The 19,207-nt window shown below is 65.5% G+C and carries 19 protein-coding genes; 11 read left to right on the top strand and 8 right to left on the bottom strand.

All coding sequences use genetic code 11. The annotated features are described in order from the left end of the window. Positions 1-37 precede the first annotated feature (37 nt). On the top strand, positions 38-640 hold the full coding sequence (locus tag VH326_RS13485) for a flavodoxin family protein (protein WP_329632350.1): 603 nt from the start codon (positions 38-40) through the stop codon (positions 638-640). 67 nt (positions 641-707) lie between these two features. Next, positions 708-1,520, top strand: coding sequence for a hypothetical protein (locus VH326_RS13480; RefSeq protein WP_329632349.1), 813 nt, complete (start codon positions 708-710; stop codon positions 1,518-1,520). A 40-nt stretch (positions 1,521-1,560) separates the two neighbouring features. Here VH326_RS13480 and VH326_RS13475 read toward each other — a convergent pair whose 3' ends face one another. After that, complete coding sequence (locus VH326_RS13475) at positions 1,561-2,535, bottom strand: quinone oxidoreductase (protein ID WP_329632348.1); 975 nt, start codon at positions 2,533-2,535, stop codon at positions 1,561-1,563. Between the two features lie 118 nt (positions 2,536-2,653). Between VH326_RS13475 and VH326_RS13470 the strand changes: the two genes are divergently transcribed. Next, positions 2,654-4,078 (top strand): aldehyde dehydrogenase family protein, encoded by a 1,425-nt coding sequence (locus VH326_RS13470; RefSeq protein WP_329632347.1) that lies wholly within the window; start codon positions 2,654-2,656, stop codon positions 4,076-4,078. A gap of 114 nt (positions 4,079-4,192) precedes the next feature. On the opposite strand, the gene VH326_RS13465 is transcribed toward VH326_RS13470, so the two are convergent. Then, entirely contained in the window at positions 4,193-5,968 is a 1,776-nt protein-coding gene (locus VH326_RS13465) for an SLC13 family permease (protein ID WP_329632346.1), read from the bottom strand. Between the two features lie 81 nt (positions 5,969-6,049). Further along, positions 6,050-6,256, bottom strand: coding sequence for a hypothetical protein (locus VH326_RS13460; protein ID WP_329632422.1), 207 nt, complete (start codon positions 6,254-6,256; stop codon positions 6,050-6,052). Between the two features lie 179 nt (positions 6,257-6,435). On the opposite strand from VH326_RS13460, the gene VH326_RS13455 reads away from it, so the two are divergent. Next, complete coding sequence (locus tag VH326_RS13455) at positions 6,436-6,618, top strand: hypothetical protein (RefSeq protein ID WP_329632345.1); 183 nt, start codon at positions 6,436-6,438, stop codon at positions 6,616-6,618. 6 nt (positions 6,619-6,624) lie between these two features. On the opposite strand, the gene VH326_RS13450 is transcribed toward VH326_RS13455, so the two are convergent. After that, a complete protein-coding gene (locus tag VH326_RS13450) occupies positions 6,625-7,248 on the bottom strand; it encodes a S24 family peptidase (protein ID WP_329632344.1) in 624 nt (207 codons plus the stop codon). Positions 7,249-7,516: 268 nt separating this feature from the next. Here VH326_RS13450 and VH326_RS13445 point away from each other — a divergent pair, with 268 nt between their 5' ends. After that, entirely contained in the window at positions 7,517-7,810 is a 294-nt protein-coding gene (locus VH326_RS13445; RefSeq protein ID WP_329632343.1) for a hypothetical protein, read from the top strand. Here the strand turns inward: VH326_RS13445 and VH326_RS13440 are convergent. Further along, a complete protein-coding gene (locus VH326_RS13440) occupies positions 7,807-8,691 on the bottom strand; it encodes a hypothetical protein (protein ID WP_329632342.1) in 885 nt (294 codons plus the stop codon). The genes VH326_RS13445 and VH326_RS13440 overlap by 4 nt on opposite strands. Further along, positions 8,661-9,905, bottom strand: coding sequence for a TIGR04063 family PEP-CTERM/XrtA system glycosyltransferase (locus VH326_RS13435; RefSeq protein ID WP_329632341.1), 1,245 nt, complete (start codon positions 9,903-9,905; stop codon positions 8,661-8,663). Before VH326_RS13435 ends, VH326_RS13440 begins: the two co-directional genes overlap by 31 nt. A 158-nt stretch (positions 9,906-10,063) precedes the next feature. Between VH326_RS13435 and VH326_RS13430 the strand changes: the two genes are divergently transcribed. From VH326_RS13430 to VH326_RS13420, 3 genes are read left to right on the top strand one after another with little or no spacing between them, the layout of a single operon-like run. Continuing rightward, positions 10,064-10,192, top strand: a complete 129-nt coding sequence (locus tag VH326_RS13430) for a hypothetical protein (RefSeq protein ID WP_329632340.1) — start codon at positions 10,064-10,066, stop codon at positions 10,190-10,192. Next, positions 10,192-11,559 carry a putative O-glycosylation ligase, exosortase A system-associated gene (locus VH326_RS13425; RefSeq protein WP_329632421.1) on the top strand — a complete coding sequence of 456 codons (1,368 nt, stop codon included), beginning with the start codon at positions 10,192-10,194 and terminating at the stop codon, positions 11,557-11,559. Before VH326_RS13430 ends, VH326_RS13425 begins: the two co-directional genes overlap by 1 nt. Then, a complete protein-coding gene (locus VH326_RS13420; RefSeq protein WP_329632339.1) occupies positions 11,556-12,674 on the top strand; it encodes an acyltransferase in 1,119 nt (372 codons plus the stop codon). Before VH326_RS13425 ends, VH326_RS13420 begins: the two co-directional genes overlap by 4 nt. A 27-nt stretch (positions 12,675-12,701) precedes the next feature. Here the strand turns inward: VH326_RS13420 and VH326_RS13415 are convergent, their stop codons facing one another. Continuing rightward, positions 12,702-13,253: a type 1 glutamine amidotransferase domain-containing protein gene (locus VH326_RS13415; RefSeq protein WP_329632338.1), complete on the bottom strand. Its 552-nt coding sequence runs from the start codon at positions 13,251-13,253 to the stop codon at positions 12,702-12,704. 106 nt (positions 13,254-13,359) lie between these two features. On the opposite strand from VH326_RS13415, the gene VH326_RS13410 reads away from it, so the two are divergent. Continuing rightward, complete coding sequence (locus tag VH326_RS13410) at positions 13,360-14,361, top strand: DNA topoisomerase IB (RefSeq protein ID WP_329632337.1); 1,002 nt, start codon at positions 13,360-13,362, stop codon at positions 14,359-14,361. Between the two features lie 10 nt (positions 14,362-14,371). Next, positions 14,372-15,601: a mechanosensitive ion channel family protein gene (locus VH326_RS13405; RefSeq protein WP_329632336.1), complete on the top strand. Its 1,230-nt coding sequence runs from the start codon at positions 14,372-14,374 to the stop codon at positions 15,599-15,601. On the opposite strand, the gene VH326_RS13400 is transcribed toward VH326_RS13405, so the two are convergent. After that, positions 15,598-18,522, bottom strand: a complete 2,925-nt coding sequence (locus VH326_RS13400; RefSeq protein ID WP_414714283.1) for an L-glutamate gamma-semialdehyde dehydrogenase — start codon at positions 18,520-18,522, stop codon at positions 15,598-15,600. The genes VH326_RS13405 and VH326_RS13400 overlap by 4 nt on opposite strands. 163 nt (positions 18,523-18,685) lie before the next feature. Here VH326_RS13400 and VH326_RS13395 point away from each other — a divergent pair, with 163 nt between their 5' ends. Then, entirely contained in the window at positions 18,686-19,126 is a 441-nt protein-coding gene (locus tag VH326_RS13395) for a MaoC family dehydratase (protein ID WP_414714285.1), read from the top strand. The last annotated feature ends 81 nt before the right edge of the window (positions 19,127-19,207 follow it).

The raw sequence follows: 19,207 nt of genomic DNA, 5'->3' as shown, positions 1-19,207 counted from the left end.
CGCCCCGCGTTGGTCCCGCATTCGACAGGAGAAAATCATGCCGCTCAAAGCGATCGCGCTCAACTGCACGCTCAAGTCCGAGGGGGAATCCTCTACCGACTCGATGATCGCGGTGGTCAAGGACGCGTTCGCCAAGGCCGATGTCGAGCTGACCGAAACCGTTCGCGTCGCGGCACTGAACATCAAGCCCGGCGTCACCTCGGACGAGGGCGACGGCGACGAATGGCCGGGCTTGCGCGAAAAGATCCTGGCGCACGACATCCTGATCTTCGGCGGGCCGATCTGGATGGGGCAGATCGGCAGCATCGCCAAGCGCGTGCTAGAGCGGATGGACGCGTTCCTCAGCGAGACTGACGACAAGGGCCGCATGCCGAGTTTTTCGAAGGTAGCGGTCGCGGCCATCGTCGGCAATGAGGACGGCGCACATTTCTCGACCGCGCAATTGTTCCAGGCGCTGAACGATGTCGGCTGGACAATGCCCGCGACCGCGGCGGTGTATTGGGTCGGCGAGGCGTATGGCTCGATCGATTTCAAGGACCTCGACAACACCCCCGACAAGGTCGCCAAGAGCGCGACGATGCTCGCGAACAATGCCGCGCACCTCGCCGCGCTGCTCAAGGACAAACCCTATCCCGGTTAGCGCGGATGCGACGAACCGAGTGAGTCGCCGTTGCGGGCGGTAGCAGACGCGCCTAGGCGGCGCGACGATGTCGCCCGCGTTCCGTCGCCTGATCCCGGACCGCCGGCGCACGACATCGTTCGTACTGGCGCTCGCGGTCGAAGCGCTGCTGATCCTGATCCTGCTGATCTTCGGCCCGCGAGTGACGATCGAGCCGAAGGCCAAGCGCCCGATCACCTTCGCGCTGGCGCCGCCGTCCGACGACACCGCCTCCACTGCGCCCGATCGCGCGAAGAAGGCGGACAATACGCCCAAGCCGAAGAGCGCTTCCGCTCCGCCATCGACGCTGCCGCCCGACGTCGCCCCGCCGCCCAAGGCACCACCGCCGCCGGTGGCGCTCCCTGGGGTGCTGCCGATTGAGCTTGGGTCGACCGACATCAGCAAGATCAAGGGATCGGGCCAAGGCAACGACGCCGGCGACAGCGACGACAGCAAGCTTGCCTATGGCCCAGGCGAAGGGCCGGGCGGGATGCCGCTCTATCGCGCCGAATGGTATCGCGAGCCGAGCAATGCCGAGCTCAACGGCTATGTGAAGAACCTGCCGCCAAGCGGCGGCTGGGCGCTGATCGCGTGCAAGACGGTCGCGAACTATCATGTCGAGAATTGCCGCTCGATCGGCGAGTCGCCGGTTGGATCGGGACTGGGCCGCGACATGCGGCTGGCGGCGTGGCAATTCCTCGTCCGCCCACCGCGCCGTGGCGGCAAGCCGCTGATCGGCGCGTGGGTGAGCATCCGCATCGACTTCCACGTGACGGTGGTGAAGCGGCCGGCGGGGCCGAGGATGCCGTTCGCCGATGGCCCGAAGGACGAGTCTGAGGATACGTCCAACGGCGATCAATAGGCGACTCTATTCCCCTCCCTTTCAGGGAGGGGGGAAGAAGCTACGGCAACAACACCGTCGCGCCCTCGGTCTTGCCGGCCTCCAACGCCCGGTGCGCGTCGGCGGCATCCTCCAATGCGAAGGTCTGGCCGATCTCCGGCTTGATCGCACCGGACCGCAACATCTCAAAAACGCGGGCGAACCCAGCCTCACGGTCCTCGATCGTCGCGTAATAGTGGAACATCGTCGGGCGCGTGACGAACAAAGATCCGCTACTCGCCAGCACGCCGAGATTGACGTCCGTCACCGGCCCGCTGGCATTGCCATAGCTGACGATCAGCCCGCGCCGCTTGACCGACTTGAGCGACGCTTCCCACGTCGCCTTGCCGACGCCGTCGAGCACCACGTCGACGCCCTTGCCGCCGGTAATTGATCGCACCGTCTCGGCGATATCGTGTTCCTTGTACTGGATGACGTGGTCGGCCCCAGCGCGCTTGGCGCGTTCCGCTTTGTCGGCCGATCCGACGGTACCGATCACCGTTGCGCCGATCCGCTTGAGCCAGCCGACGGCGAGGTGCCCCACCCCGCCCGCCGCGGCGTGGACCAACACCGTCCAGCCCTTCTCCACCTTGGCGCAGCGTTCGATCAGGAATTCGGTGGTGCCACCCTTCAACAGGATCGCCGCTGCGGTGCGGTCGTCGATATCGTCGGGCAACTTGATCAGCTCGCCCGCGGGAAGGTTGCGGTCGGTGGCGTAGCTGCCGAGCGTCGGCCCGAACGTGCCGACACGGTCACCCTCCTCGAAACCGACGACGCCCGGCCCGACGCCCTCGACCACCCCGGCGCTCTCGCCGCCCAGCCCGCTCGGCAGCTTGAGCGGATAGAGCCCGGTGCGCTGGTAGACTTCGATGAAGTTAAGCCCGACCGCGGTCGTCTTGACCCGCACCTCACCTTCGCCGGGAGCGGGCAAGTCGACGTCGACCCATTGGATCACCTCAGGTCCGCCATGCTGCTCGATCCGTGCGACGCGTGCCATGTCCCGTTCTCCCGTTGCGATGGCCTCAACTGGCGAGTCGAGTTTCGGGTTGCAACCCACTCGCACGCACGTCATCTACGTCCCGTACCCGACATTCCAAAAAACCGCGGAGGCCAGGATGAAGAGCTACCTGAAGCATTATATCGACGGCGCATGGGTCGATAGCGAGGGCGGCACTCGCCACGAGGTGATCGACCCGTCGACCGAGCAACCGGTCAGCGAGATCATGCTGGGGTCGAAGGACGACGTCGACAAAGCGGTTGCCGCCGCCAAGCGCGCGTTCGCGAGCTACAGCCAGACGTCGGTCGAGGAACGCATCGCTTTGCTCGAGCGGATCATCGAGGAATATAAGGCGCGCATCCCCGATCTCGCTGCCGCCACATCCGAGGAAATGGGTGCGCCGATCGGCTTCGCGCAGATGGCGCAGGCGCCGGCGGGGCTCGGTTACTTCATCGGCACGCTAGCAGCACTCAAGGAATTCAGTTTCGAGGAGCGAGTCGGCAAGGCGCGCGTGGTGCACGAACCGCTCGGCGTCGTCGCGATGATCACGCCGTGGAACTGGCCGCTCAACCAGATCTGCGCGAAGGTCGCGCCCGCGCTCGCGGCGGGCGACACCATGATCCTCAAGCCCTCAGAAGAAGCGCCGGGCAATGCGGTTATCCTCGCCGAAATCCTCGACAAGGCGGGCGTCCCCAAAGGGGTATTCAACCTCGTCAATGGCGACGGGCCCGGCGTCGGCGCTGCGCTCAGCAGCCATCGCGACGTCGATATGGTGAGCTTCACCGGGTCGACGCGCGCGGGCATTGCCGTTGCGCAGGCCGCCGCAACGACCGTCAAGCGCGTCCATCAGGAACTTGGCGGCAAGGCGCCGAACGTGGTGCTCGAAGGCGCCGATCTTGCGCAGGTGCTGCCGCCGACGGTGCAGGGCGTGCTTGCCAATTCGGGGCAAAGCTGCATCGCGCCGACGCGACTTCTCGTCCACAAGAGCCAGGTCGCCGACGCCACCAACGTCGTAAAGTCGATCATGGAGGCGACCCCGGTCGACGCCGCCAGCGTGATGGGGGCGCATATCGGCCCGGTGGTCAACAAGGCGCAGTACGAGAAGATCCAGGGGCTGATCCAGTCGGCGATCGACGAAGGCGCGACGCTCGTCACCGGCGGCACCGGGCGCCCCGACGGCCGCAACGCCGGGTTCTTCGTCAAGCCGACCCTGCTCGCCGACGTCACCCCCGAGATGCGCATCTATCGCGAGGAAACCTTCGGCCCAGTCGCGACGATCACCAGCTATGAGGACGCCGACCAGGCGGTCGAAATGGCCAACGACACCGATTACGGCCTGTCGGCGACGATCTCGGGCGATCCTGCCGAGGCCGCGAAGGTCGCGCCGAAGCTGCGCGCCGGGCTAGTGACGATCAACGCCTGGTCGGGCAGCGGCGGCACGCCGTTCGGCGGTTACAAGCAATCGGGCAATGGACGCGAGGGCGGCAAGTACGGGCTGAGCGATTTTATGGAGTTGAAGACGATCGTCGGCGAGCCTGCCTAATCGGTAAGGCGGCGCGGCAAAGCCGCGCCGTCGGCCGATACTGGCGTATCGCCGACCGAGCTCGGCGCTAGGCGCGAAATAGCGGGGCTATTTCGCTGCGCCGAGCTAATGCAACTAATGCAACGGCCACCACCACAGGATCAGTGGCGTCCCCAACAGTACCACCAGCAACGATAGCGGGGCGCCCAGCCGCGCGTAATCGCTGAATCGGTACCCTCCCGGCCCGAATACCAACGTGTTGCACTGGTGCCCGATCGGCGTGAGGAAATCGCACCCGGCGCCCATTGCGGTGGCGATCAGGAACGCTTCGGGGCGATACCCCAGGTTCTTGGCGAACACCGCGGCGATCGGCGCCATCACCAGCACCGTCGCCGCATTGTTGAGGAACGGCGTCACCGCCATTGCCGCGACGAGGATCAGCGCCACCGCACCCCATGGCGGCAGCGTTGCTGCGAAATAGGCCAGCTGAGTCGCCATGATCCGCGACGCTCCGGTCGTCCGCAACGTATCCGCGACCGGAATAAGCGCGCCGAGCATGATCAGAATCGGCCATTCGACCGCGCCGTACGCCTCGGCGAGCGGCAGCGCGCCCATCGCCAGCACCAGCGCCGCTGCCGCGAAGAACGCCACCGCGACCGGAACGTAGCCCGTCGCAGTAGCGATCATGGCCACCGCCAGGACCGCCACCGGCAGCCAGCCCTTGCGCGAATTGCCGAGTCTGAGCGTGCGTTCCGCCAGCGGCAACGCGCCAAGCTCGGGCAAGCGTTCGGGGAGCAAGGTCAGCGGCCCCTGGAGCACAATGACGTCACCCGCGCGCAACACCGTGCCGCCGAGCCGATGCGTCAGCCGCTCGCCGCCACGCGACACCGCGATGAGGTTGATCCCCAGCCGCTGCTGCAGCTTGATCCGGCTGGCGGTGCGGCCGATCAGTGCCGAATTGGTCGAGATGACCGCCTCGATCACACCGATTTCCTCGTCCTTGCGATCTTCCGGCACCGCGCGATCTTCGCCCGCCAGCGCGAACTTGTTGGTCGAGATGACGCGTTCGAGCACGTCCGGTTCGCCGCTGATGATCAGCGTGTCGCCCTCGCGAAGCTTCATCCACGCTTGCGGCTGGCTCCGCATCCCGGCGCGCAGAACGCTGGTGATGGTGACGTCGTGATCGTGACGTTCGATAAAATCCTCGACCGTCTCGTCGATCGCGGGCGAGCCTTCGCCGATCATCACCTCGGTGACATAGCCCTTGATGTCGAGCGCCTCGCCCATCGTCGGCACCGCGCGGCGGTCGCGCGGCAGCAAGCGGTAGCCGAAGCGCAGGAAGATCAGCCCGATCAGCAGCAGCCCGAACCCGGTCGGGAAATAGTCGAACATGCGGAACGGATGCCCGGTCATCTCCTGGCGCACACGGCTGACGATGATATTGGGCGAGGTGCCGACGAGCGTCATCAGCCCACCGAGCAACGACGCGAACGACATCGGCATCAGGAATACCGACGGCGAGGCCTTGTTCTTCTTCGCCATCTGGAACGCCGCGGGCATCAGCATCGCCAGCGCGCCGACATTCTTGACCAGCGCCGACGTGACGCCGACCGACGCGGTCAGCACGAGCAGTTGCGACCGCACCTTGGTCACGCGCCCGCCGATCAGCGCCAGCGCGCGCTCGATCAGCCCCGATCGCTGCACCGCGGCCGAGATCACCAGCGCCGACCCGACGATGATGACGATGTCGTCCGAAAAGCCGGTAAACGCCTGCTTGGGCGAGATGATGCCAAGCGCCAGCCCAGCGAGTAACGCCAGCATCGCGGTCACGTCATAGCGGAATCTACCCCACACGAAGAACGCCATCATCACGAACAACAAGGCGATCGACAGGATCTGGGGCGTGGTCATTCGGCCTCGTGTGCTTGGGGAGCGATACGGGCTAAACCAGCGGGAGCGAAACAATCTCCCTGCAGAAGGTACTAATCGAAGTTAGTGGATCGTACCGACCGCGCGGGCGATCGACATCAGCACAATCAATCGCTCGATCTGGCGCCAGCGGCAGAAATGCAAGTGGTTGCCAAGATCTCGGCTCTTGTCGGCGCGCGCTGCCGCTTCGAACCCGGCATCGTCCCCGAACGTCGCGATCAGTTCCTCGGCAGCAACGACGGACGAACGATCGGCGACATAGAGCGACATGCGATACTCCACAGGTGCGGCTGCGCGGGACTGCCCGCCTGCTTCAAGCCGCATGCCAAGGCGGCACGATCGGCGGAGGCTTGCGGGTTGTGGTGGTAAACGCCGTTTCCCGCCCCGCCCCGCCGGTCCAACAGCGGGACACTGGCGTTCCATTGCGGGACATGGCAGGGCTTGACGGTATGGACCGCCGACCGCCCCGATCGACCGCCCCCGCCGCCGGCGGTTTCCTTATCGCGCTTGGCCTGCTGGTCGGCGGAATTTTGGGGATGACGCAGGGCCATGCGCAGCGCTGGATGCTGCTCGGTGCGGTGATCGGGATCGGAGCGGCAGTGGTGGTCTGGCTGATCGACCGGCGACCCTAGGCGCGGTCAGCGCAGCGAACGCGCCAGCCGAACGACGCGTCCGATAATCTCCGCCCTGTCCGCGCGCACCGGCGCGATCGGCGCCGCCGCCGGATTGTCGCTCGCGATGTGAAGTTCGAATCCGATTCGCGCGACTCGCTTGACCAACAGCGCACCGTCAAGCCGCAACACGAACAGCCCGGGACGCGACGACAGCCGGCGGTCGGCGGTGTCGACGAACAAGGCGTCGCCATCGTGAATCAACGGCTCCATCGATTCACCGCGCGCGGTGATCATCGACAGCGCGGTGGGCGCGACGCCTAGCCGCCGCGCGATTCGAGGGTCGATTCGCTCCTCGCCGACCACGCGGTCGTCCTCCACTAGCCCGCCCGGCCCCGCCGCCGCGATCGCGTCGATCCGCGGTACGGCGATCAACTCCGACGCACGCGGCGGTCCGCCGAGCAGTTCCTCGTCGATCGCGAAGAAAGCGGCGAGCCGCGACCTCGCCGCTTCGTCGAGCCGCTTGGGCGTCCCGCGCTTCACGAACTGCTGCAGATAGGCCTCGTTGCGCCCGATCATCCGCGACAGTGCGGCGAGGCTGACGCCGCGCGCCGCCGCCATCTCCGCCACCGTGTTTCCCGCGCCATTCATCGATCAATCCATAGTCGTAGGAAATTTCCTAGACAAGTTGGATTTTAGAACAGATCAAGAACATGATTAGCGAGTCGAGGACGACAGAAATGCACATCGGGCGGGAAGTAGAGCGGTATCTGCGGCGAACCGGAATGTCGGTGACGAAGTTCGGGAGGCTCGCCGTGAACGATCCGCGATTCGTGACCGACTTGCGCAACGGCCGCGAACCCCGCGCCCGCACCGCGCGCCGAGTCATCGATTTCATCACGAGCCAAGGGAATGTGCGATGACTCGCGTCGAACGCGACTGCCTGTGCGCGATCACCAGATCGACGGCGGCGAACTCGCTCGACGTTTCAGCGAGGCTCATTGCGAGGCGCAACTGGTCCTCAATGCTCTTTACGGGAATGCGTCTGACCCTGGCGGTGACCGCCGGCGACGACGAGCAGTTCGACCACTGGCTTGCGACGCTGCCAGAGGCGGACTTTCCGATATCCGGTCACTTCGTCGCCAGCGCCGAGGTGATCGCGCGCAGCGAGTGCGCGGCCAGCATCGAGCTCCTGGTCGTGGAAGAAAGCTAGCCCACGCGCCGCGCGAGCGCACGAAGCGCGTCGAGCGTTTCCTCGAGCGACTTCTCGCCCTGCGGCTCGGGCTCGGCCGGTGCGACAACCGGCTGGCGCCGCACCCCGCGCTCGAGCCGTTCGAGCAGATCGTGGATCGTCGCCTGCGGCAGCGGCGCGGACGGCTCGTCGTCGCCCGACGCATTCGTCAGCCCGAACGTCTCAATCCGCTCGTGCGGCGCGAAGCGCGGCGCCGACAGCGGTGTGATCACCGCTTGCGGGTCCGGCTCGATCGTCTCGGGTTCTGCAATCGGCTCGGGTGCGGCAACGATCGGTTGCGGCGCGGGCGTCGGCAGCGGCGGATCGCTCGGCGCGAGAAAGGCGGCAAGCGGCGTGTCGAGATCGGTCGGCACGTCGCGCTCTTCGGGAACCACGACCACCGGCTCGGCTTTGACCTCAAGGAAGGGCGTGCCGAGGTCGCTATTGGCGAACACCGGGCGGCGCGGTGGCGCGTCGGGATGGGCGTCGGCGCGGCGTAGCACGGGGACTCCGTCGTCGGTCTTGCCGCGATTGACGATCGCGGTGCGCGTGCCAAGGATCAGGAACATCCCGAACCAGGTCGCGCTACCCGCCGCCAGCGCGGCGAAGAAGGTAATGGCCAGCCGCGCGGTCATACCGAGCGGCGGGGCGGCGGCAGTGAGCATCGCGGCCACGCCGCTATCGACCGCCAAGTCCTCCAGCACGCCGATCGGCATGACGAGGAAGGCAAGCGCGACGATCGCGGCGACCCCAATCCCGACCGCGGGCGCGATCGGCAGCGCGATCCGGCGATCGGCGGGTACCAGATTCGTAACGAACGAACCGAAGGAGATCAGGCGCTGGCGACCGTCCGTGGCAAGCATTTGAGATCCGATTTCCGTGCGTCGACAAGCTTTTGGTAAACCGGGGCGTAACGTGAAATGTTTGACGACCAGTTACGATCACGCTCGACGAACGCTCGCGCCCGGGCCCGCCGCGCATCCCACGCCCCGCGATCCGCGAACAAAGCGGCAAGCGCATCGGCCACCGCCTGCGGATCGTCGGGCGCGAACAGGCTGCCCGTTTCGCCGTCACGGATCAACTCGCGATGCCCGCCGACATCCGACGCGGCAACCAGCCGCCGCTGCGCCATCGCTTCGAGCGGTTTCAAGGGTGTGACGAGATCGGTCAGCCGCATCCTTTTGCGCGGGTAAGCGAGGACATCGACCAGCGAATAATAGCGTTCGACCTGATCATGCGGCACGCGCCCAACGAAGCGTATCGCACGCGCGACCGGCGACGCGGCGGCTTGCGCGCGCAAGCTTGCCTCCATCGGCCCGCCGCCGACCAGCAGCAATTTGGCGCGCGGACGCCGCTCTACCAACGCCGGCATCGCCGCGATCAGACCGTCGAGGCCTTCGTAATCGTAGAAGCTGCCGATGAACCCGACGACATCGTCATTCGCCGCCAGCCCGAGTTCGTCCGCCAGTGCCTCGTCTCGCGGCAACGGTTCGCCGAACAACGTCAGGTCGACACCGTTGGGCGATACCATGATCTTCTCGGGCGCTATCCCGCGCGCCATCAGGTCGCTGCGCAAACCTTCGCAAATCACCGCAACGGCGTCGGCCCGCTTCACCGCCCAAGTCTCAAGGGCGCGCGTCGCGCGATAGCGAAGCGAGCCTTCGCGACCCGTCCCGTTACCGACCGCCGCATCCTCCCAGAAGGCGCGAATTTCGTAGAGCACGGACACACCGAGCTTCTTGCCCGCGCGCAACGCCGCGACGGCGTCGAGCACCGGCGAATGGGCGTGGATCACATCGGGCTGGAAGTCGCGCGCAACTTCGATCGTACGCTCAGTGAGGGCGCCGATCTCGCGCCATTCGCCCAGCACCGGGAACGTCTTGGCCGGCGGCGTCGTGCGATAGAAATCGAGCCCGTCGATCGCTTCGTGCGCCGCGTCGCTTGCGCCGTGCCGCGCCCCGGTCACCGCCGCGACGTGCCATCCGCGCGCGATCTGCGCCTTGAGAATCGCGCGCGTGCGAAACGTGTAGCCGCTCTGCAACGGCAGCCCGTGGTCGAGGACGTGAAGGATGCGCATATCGCGGCAGTCTATGCCTACCGACCATTTAACGCGACGATAACTCGGCGTCTTTAGACGGTTTCCTACGTCCGTTCGCCCTGAGCTTGTCGAAGGGCGTGCGCAACAACCGTGCTTCGACAGGCTCGGCACGAACGGAGCAGGGAGCAAAACGCCCGATGATCGACGATTTCGCGCTGGCGATCAGCCACGGCCTGATGCTGCTCGCGGCGATCCTGCTGTTGCGCCGCCGCGACCTGGACGACGAGCGGCCCGAGCCGCCCAAGAAGCCGCTTCGCCGTCAATGATCCACGATCTCGCCTTTGTCGGGTTTCTGCTTGCGCTGTTCGGGCTGGCGTTTCGCCGGCCGTTCCTGTTCATCCTGATCTACGTCTATATCGACATCGTCTCGCCGCAGCGGCTGACCTACACGTTGCTCAATTCGGTGCAGATCTCGTTGATCGCGGTGGCGGCGGCGGTGCTGAGCTGGGCGCTGGTCGACCGCAAGGAGGACAGCCGGGCCGCGCCGCGCCAGCTGTTGATGGTGTTGCTGCTCGGGTGGTGCGCGATCACCACGATGCGCGCCGACTTCCCGGTCGAGGCGCTCGATAAATGGGATTGGGTGTGGAAGGCGCTGGCGTTTGCCGCGTTCCTGCCGCTGACGCTGCGCACGCGGTTGCGGATCGAGGCGCTGCTCACCTTCATGATCCTGGCGGCGTCATCGATCATCATCGTCGGCGGGATCAAGACCGCGGCGGGCGGCGGCGGCTATGGATCGCTCGATCTGATGGTGACCAACAATTCGGGGCTGTACGAAGGATCGACGATTTCGACCGTCGCGATCGCGATTATCCCGACCATCCTGTGGCTGAGCAAATACGGCACGATCTTCAGGCGCGACTGGAAAGTGAAGCTGTTCTGCTACGCCTTGGTGTTTGCCTGCCTGTTGATCCCGGTGGGGACGTCGACGCGCACTGGGCTGCTGTGCATTGGTCTCTGCGCGCTCCTCATGCTGCGCGATACCAAGCGCAAGTTTCTGTACGTGGGGGTCGTCGCCGCGATGGCGCTGATCGCGGTGCCGTTCCTGCCCAAATCGTTCACCGACCGCATGTCGACGATCAAGTCGTATCAGCAGGACGAATCCGCCGCCACGCGCGTCGCGGTGTGGAAATGGACCTGGGAGTACGTCAGGCAGCACCCGATGGGCGGCGGCTTCGAAATGTACCGCCAAAACCAGATCCGCTACGACATCGTCAAGAAAGACGGCGTCGCGGACAATGCCAAGCTCGACACGACGCTGACCGTCGACCGCGCGCGCGCCTATCACTCGGCCTATTTCGAGATGCTGGGCGAACAAGGCTGGCCCGGCCTGATCCTGTGGCTGGCGATCGCGTTCGCGGGTTTGTTCCGGATGGAAGTCATCCGCCGCCGCTATCGGAACGCCCCGCCCGACGAGGTGTGGATCGCGCCGCTCGCGACCGCGCTCCAATCCGGCCAATTGCTCTACATGCTCGGCGCCTGCTTCATCGCGGTCGCGTTCCAGCCGTTCATCTTCATGCTGGTCGGCGCGCAGATCGGGCTCGATACCTATCTCAAGCGCAAGCGCGCCGAAGCGTCGTTCCGCCCGATGCGCGCGCCCAAGCCGCTGCCCGAGCCGCAGCCGGCGGTAGCATGACCGGCACGCACGAGCTTCGCGCGCTGACCTCGGCGCGCGGCATCGCGGCGTGGATGGTGGTGCTCTACCACATCCGCCTGTCGATCGCGGGGCTGCCGCAAATCTGGCTGCACGTTTTCGCCAAGGGCTATCTCGCGGTCGATTTCTTCTTCCTGCTGTCGGGGTTCGTCATCTGGCTGAGCTGGCACGGACGGCTGCGCGAGGGGGGCTGGCGCGAAGTGCCGCGTTTCTGGCAGAAACGCATCGCGCGCATCTGGCCGTTGCATCTGGCGGTGCTCGGCGGCGCAGTGGTGCTGGCGGTGGCCCTCGCGGCGGCGGGCCGCCACGATCCGGCCGAATTCCCGTTCGCGGAGTTGCCGGTTCACGTCTTCCTCCTGCAGAACTGGGGCTTCACCCAAGCCCTGACGTGGAACGACCCCGCCTGGTCGATCAGTTGCGAGCTCGCCGCCTATCTGGCCTTTCCGCTACTGGTCCGGGCCGTGGATTGGCGGACGGTCCCGACCTGGCTGATCGTCGGCGCGGCGGCGGCGTTCCTGCTGATCCTTGCCGCCGCAATGGCGAACGCGCAGACGCTTGGCCACGACATCGTGCGCCTCGGTATCGTTCGATGCCTGACCGAGTTCGCCGCGGGAAGCGCCGTGTGCGCGTTGTGGCTACGCTGGAAGGCTTCGCCGGCATTGCCGGCGATTCTGTCGTTCGCTTTGGCTTCAGCGATGCTCGCCTGCTGGGCGATCGGTCTTCCCGAACAGCTTGCCGTCCCGTTCGCGTTCGCCGCTTCGCTGCTCGGCCTTGCCCTGACCTCGAGCATACGCGGCAACCCGCTCGCGCGCGGTCCGCTCCATTACTTCGGCGAGATCAGCTACGCGACCTACCTTTCGCACTTCATGCTGTTCGTCGTGTTCAAGCTGGCGTTTGTCGACGATGCGCACGCGGTCCCGCCGATGCTGATCGGACTGTATCTGGCGATGGTGCTGGCGACGTCGGTGGCGCTGTATCATTTGGTCGAGCGACCGGCGCAAAGATGGGTGAATGGCATCACTCTCCCCTCCCGCTTGCGGGAGGGGCCGGGGGTGGGCCCGAGCAAGGACGGTCCTTCGGTACAGGCCCACCCCTAGCCCTTCCGCAAGCGGGAGGGAACCAGATCAAGCCTCGGCCAGTTCTTCCGTCAACGCGTCGATGATCGCGCGGTTGAACGCGGGAATATCGTCGGGCTTGCGGCTGGTGATCAGCTTGCCGTCGACCACGACTTCCTCGTCCACGACATCGGCCCCGGCATTTTCGAGATCGGTGCGCACCGAGGGCCAGCTCGTCATCTTGCGGCCGTCGACCATGTCGGCCTCGACCAGCAGCCACGGGCCGTGACAAATCGCCGCCACGATCTTATCGTCGTCCATGAACTCCTCGACGATTTGCACCGCGCGTTCCTGCGTCCGCATCTTGTCGGGATTCTTGACACCGCCGGGGATCACCAGCGCGTCGAATTCCTCGGTATCGACATCGCTCAGCGTCAGGTCGGGCGTGATCGTGTCGGCCTTCTCGCCGTCCTTCTCGCCCTGGATCGGGTCGGTCTTGATCGACGCCAGCGTTACCTTGGCGCCAGCATCGATCAGCGCCTGGCGCGGCTTGAACAATTCGTCATTCTCGAACCCATCGGTCGCGATCATCAGCACGCGCGCATTGGTCAAGTCGGTCATCGCAAAATCTCCTTCGATCTCGCGCCGACAACTGCTCGCACCGCCCGGCGTTCCGGAACGAAGCGGTGAGCCGCGCATTTCGCACGGTGCTCAGAACGGAGTGCCGATGACCCGAATAGTCTATTGCGATGACAGCCAGCCCGGGATCACGCGGAAGAAAGTGCGGCACGGCTGGGGCTATTGGGACGCCGACGGCAATCGCATCACCGACCGCGAGGAGATCGACCGGTTGAACACGATCGGTTTGCCCCCCGCTTACACCGATGCCTGGTTCAACCCGAATCCGAACGGCCATATCCAGGCGGTGGGGTGGGACGACAAGGGACGCAAGCAATACCGGTACCACCTCGATTTCCGCGCGCGTCAGGAAAGCGAGAAATACAATCGTTGCGCCCCGTTCGGCCGCGCGCTGGCCAAGCTCCGCGCGAGGGTCGAGGCGGACCTGTGCCAGCGCAAGCACAGCAAGGAGCGGACGATCGCGGCGATGGTCCATCTGCTCGACATCGCCGCGTTGCGCATCGGAAACGAAACCTATGCCAAGACCAATAAGAGCTTCGGTTTGACCACCCTACGCGACCGCCACGCGCGAATTGAAGGCGGCAAGCTCAGCCTCAAATACCGCGCCAAATCGGGCAAGGAAAAGACCCTGACGATCACCGATCGCAGCCTCGCGCGGTTCGTCAAGAAATGCCAGGACCTGCCCGGCCAGCAACTGTTCCAATATGTCGGCGAGGATGGCCAGCCGCACGGCGTGAGCTCGTCCGACGTCAACGATTACATCCGCACCGCGACCGGGTGCGACTTCACCGCCAAGCATTTCCGCACCTGGAGCGCGAGCGTGATAGCGTTCGAGACGCTCGCCAAAGCGGAACACGATATCGGCCTCAAGACCATGCTCGAGCCGGTAACCGAGACGCTGGGCAACACCCCGGCCATCGCACGCAAATCGTACGTCCACCCGGCGCTGATCGACCTCGTCAAGAACGGCCAGAGCCAATTCCGCGAAAATCTCGACCTGCCGCGCGCCACGCGCTATCTCGATCGTTACGAGCGCGGTCTGATCGCGTTCCTCGAAGCTGGCGCCAAGCCAAGGCGCAAGGCCGCCTGAAGAGAGAATGATGAGCAACACCAACGCGCCCGTACCTCCGGCGGCGCACCATCTGGACTTGAAGCGGCAGGCCGGCGATTTCTACGACGCGGCCTCGGCCTGGTTCGAGACACACTGGCTGCAGATCCTGATCGCGATCGGGGCCGGGATCCTGCTGTTCCTCGGCCTCCATCTCGTGAAGAGCCTGGGTAAAAGATTGTGTGCGCGCGACACGTCGCAAACGGGCTGGGGCACGGTGTTCGGCCGCGCGTTGGCCAAGACCAACAATTTCTTCATCGCGATGTCGGCGGCGCAGATCGTGGTCGGCTTCGCGCAATTCGCCGAAGCGCCGGCCGGGGTCATCGCTTTCGTCCATTTCCTCTTCACTATCGCGGCGGTGTTCCAGGGGGCAATCTGGGCGCGCGAGATCATCCTCGGCGGAATCGAGCACCGCACCTCGGCTAGCGATTATCACGGCGAGACGCTCACCAACGCGATGGGCCTGATCCGGCTTTTCGTGACCTTCGCGCTGTTCGCGATCGCGCTGGTGCTGGTGCTGGGCAATCTTGGCGTCAACGTCACCGGTCTCGTCGCCGGCCTCGGCGTCGGCGGCATCGCGATCGGGCTCGCCGCGCAGAGCGTATTCGCCGACCTGTTCGCGGCGATTGCCATCATCTTCGACCGGCCCTTCCGGCGGGGCGATGCGATTAGCTTTGACACGTCGTCGGGCACTGTCGAGTATATCGGCATGCGCTCGACGCGCATCCGCGGCACCGCCGGCGAAGCCCGCATTGTCGGCAACAAGAAGCTTCTCGACTTCGAGATTATCAACAACACCCAGCGCGAATATCGCCGCATCATCTTCACATTGGGAGTGGTTCAGACCACCCCGGTCAACGTGATGGAACAGCTTCCGCACCTGCTGAAGGACATCGTCGAGGACCATCAGGGGACGTTCGTCCGCGCCGGCTTCGTCGCGTTCGGGATGCAAAGCTATGATTTCGAGCTGCAGTTCGACGCGCCCAGCGCCGCGTTCCAGGACATGTTCGACTTGCGCCATTCGATCGGGCTGGCGATCGTCCAACGCTTCAACGACGACGGCATCGGACTCGCTTATCCCACCCAAGTCACGCTGTCCGCCGCAGAGGGCGGCATGGTCCAGCCGCAGCAACCGCGTGCGATCCGCGACAGTAACGACACGATCGGCAAGCCGCCCTCCTCCGGCGACCGTTCGGCGTCGGATCAGGAGGGCGGCGTCTAGATCCCGCCTTCGTCGAGGCTCAGCAACGTAGCGTTGCCGCCTGCGGAGGTGGTGTCGACCGAGACCGCGCGTTCGGCGACGAAGCGGTAAAGATAATGCGGCCCGCCGGCCTTGGGACCGGTGCCCGACAGGCCTTCGCCGCCGAACGGCTGCGACCCCACCACCGCACCGATCATGCTGCGGTTGACGTAGAGGTTGCCCACCGCCGCCTCGGCCTCGGCGACGTCCCCGGCGCGTGCGATGCGGCTGTGGAGGCCCATCGTCAGGCCGTAGCCCTTGGCGTTGACCCGCGCGATCGTCTCCGAAAGCTTGCCCGCGGGCCAGGTCGCGACATGCAGGATTGGGCCGAACCATTCGGTCTGGAGATCCTCGATACGATCGAGTTCGATCAGCGTCGGTGGCACGAACAGCCCGGTCGTGGGCGAGTCGAGCGTCTTGAGCACCTTGCCCTTGGGCGCGGCGCGGTAGCCCATCAGCCTGTCGTACGCACCTTGGTCGATCACCGGGCCGACATCGGTGCGCGGATCGGCAGGGTCGCCAAGCACGAGCAAGTCCATCGCGCCCTTGAGCATTGCGATGACACCGTCGGCGATATCCTCCTGCAGCAGTAACAGCCGAAGCGCCGAGCAACGTTGGCCAGCGGACCGGAACGACGAGGTGACGACGTCGGCTACAACCTGCTCCGGCAACGCGGTAGAGTCGACGATCATCGCGTTGATCCCGCCGGTTTCGGCGATCAGCGGGACGATCGGGCGGTCGTCGTCTTCCAGCAAGGACCGCGCGATCTTCTTGGCCGTGGCAGTGGAGCCGGTGAAAGCGACTCCCAGGATGCGTGGATCAGCAGTCAACGCGGCGCCGACCTCGGGCCCCCCGGGCGCCAGGATCAGCGCGTCCTCGGGCACCCCGGCCTGATGCGCGAGGCGCACGGCGGCAGCGGCGATCTTCGGGGTCTGCGGCGCCGGTTTCGCGACCACGGTGTTACCCGTGACCAGCGCCGCGACGGTCTGGCCGAGGAAGATCGCGAGCGGGAAATTCCACGGTGCGATCGTCGCCCACACGCCCCGCCCGTCGAGGTGGAGCGTATTGCGTTCGCCGGTCGGCCCGGGAAGCTCGATCAGCTGCATTCCGGCGCGCGCCTGTTGGGCATAATAGCGGCAGAAGTCGGCGGCTTCGCGCACTTCGCCGATGGCGTCGGGAATCGTCTTGAACGCCTCCTGCACGCAGATCGCCATCAGTTCGTCGCGGTTGGCTTCGAAGCTGTCGGCGAGGCTTTCCATGATGGCCGCGCGTTGTTCGACTGCGGTCGAAGACCAGGCGGGAAAGGCTGCGTGGGCACGTTCGATGCTTGCTGCAACGTCCGCTTTCGGCACCTCGACTGCAGGAAGTTTGGCGACGACCTTGGCGGTCTTCGCCAGTACATCCCGATCGCTGAGATCGATGCCGGTCGAATTCTTGCGGTCGCCGAACAGGTCGATCGGCAGCGGGATGCTCGGGTGTCGCGTGCCGCCGACCGCGGCGATCTTTTGCACGGGGTCAGCGAGGATATCGGCCTCGCTTAGATTCTCGTCGGCGAGTTGGTGAACGAAGCTCGAATTCGCGCCGTTCTCGAGCAGCCGCCGCACGAGATACGCGAGCAAATCGCGGTGCCCGCCGACCGGCGCGTAGATGCGGCAATGATAGCCCTGCTCGAGGACCAGCCGCTCGTACAGCCCATCGCCCATACCGTGCAGCCGCTGGAACTCGAACTCGCGGCTATTGCCAGCCCATTCCATCAAGGTCGCGACGGTCAGCGCGTTGTGGCTGGCGAAGGCCGGACGGATATTTTTCGCATCGAGCATGTCGCGCGCCACCGCGAGGTACGACACGTCGGTTGCCGCCTTGCGCGTGAACAGCGGGTAGTCGCTCAAACCTTCGACCTGGGTGCGCTTGATCTCGCTGTCCCAATAGGCGCCCTTGACCAGCCGCACGTTCATCAGGCGATCGAGACTGTTCGCCCATTCGACCACCGGCCGCGCGCGCTTGCCGTACGCCTGCACCGCCATGCCGAACCCGTCCCAGCCCTTGAGACCCGGCAGCGCGGCAACCGCGCCGATGATGTCGAGGCTCATCTCGAGCCGCTCGGACTCCTCGGCATCGACGGTCAGCGCGATGCCCTTGCCCGCCGCCTGGACGGCCAGCGCTTCGAGCATCTCGGTCAGTGCGGGCACGCAGCGGTCATATTGCGTGACCTCGTAGCGCGGGTGGAGCGCGGACAGTTTGACCGAGATCGAATGTCCCGCCGCCGGGTCGCGCCCGACAGCGTCGATCGCATTGGTGTACGCGTTGAAATAACGCGCAGCGTCCTCAATGGTGCGTGCGGCTTCGCCCAGCATGTCGAAGCTGGCGGTGAAGCCGCGATTGTCGGGCTTGCGCATCCGCGCCATCGCTTCGTCGATGGTACGGCCCATGACGAAAATTTCGCCCATCATCCGCATCGCCGCGCCGACCGCCTGACGCACGAACGGCTCGCCGGCGCGGCTGATCAGGCGGCGGAGCGGACCCTGATCGCCCTCGCCGACCAAGGCGCGGCCGACCACGAGGCCCCACGTCGCAATGTTGACCAGCGACGAGTTCGATTCGCCGGTGTGCGCGCGCCAGTCGGCATCGCCGAGCTTGTCGGCGATCAGGAGGTCGGCGGTTTCCGGATCGGGCACGCGGAGGAACGCCTCGGCGAGGCTCAGCAGCGCCACGCCTTCGGACGAATTGAGCCGATATTCCTGGAGGAACTGGTTGACCCACCCCTTGTTCTGCGCCGCGCGCAGGTCGGCGAGCAGCCCGCTGGCGTGCCCCATCACTCGCGCGCGCGAGTCGGGGGTCAGCGCGGCGCGCGCCAATAACGGCTTTAGAATATCGGGTTCGGGTGCGCGGTACTGCGCGGCCATGATTTTACGGGCGGAAGACGTAGCGTCGGCAGTCATTTTCAAAGTCTCGGTCGGGTCGGGCTTGCCTCGTGGGCGGGGCACGCCGTAGAGGATGTGCGATGGCCTTTAGCGCCGAAACCGTCCCGAGGGGAATGCCGTGGCCACCACTGCCGACACCATCACGATCCTGGACCTCGCCAACCAGATCGGGCGCGAGAGCGTGTCCGACTGGGTCGAGGTCAGCCAGGAAATGATCAACAAGTTCGCCGACGCGACCGGCGACCACCAGTTCATCCATGTGAACCCCGAAATGGCGAAGATGACGCCATTCGGCGGCACCATCGCGCACGGATTTTTGACTTTGTCGCTGATGCCGTTGCTCGCGTCGAAGGCCGATCAGCCGAAGATCGAAGGCGTGAAAATGGGCGTGAATTATGGCGGCAACAAAGTCCGCTTCCTGACGCCCGTTCCCTCAGGCAGCAAGGTGCGCGGCCGCTTCAAGCTGATGGAGCTGATCGAAAAGCGTCCCGGCCAATGGCAGCAGACCAACGAATTCACCGTCGAGATCGAGGGCAAGGACAAGCCAGCCTTGATCGCCGAATGGATTAGCCAGATTTTCGTTTGAACTAGTGCGTCGCCCCGGCGGAGGCCGGGGCCGCCGGGTTGCGCGAGCAAGACCGGCAGCGCTCCTCAACGCATCGGCCCC

Origin of the sequence: Sphingomonas sp. (genome assembly GCF_036269755.1) — a bacterium.
Taxonomy (GTDB): Bacteria; Pseudomonadota; Alphaproteobacteria; order Sphingomonadales; family Sphingomonadaceae; genus Sphingomonas.
The sequence above is the reverse complement of the archived record's forward strand: the minus strand, read 5'-3'. Positions and strand labels throughout refer to the sequence as shown.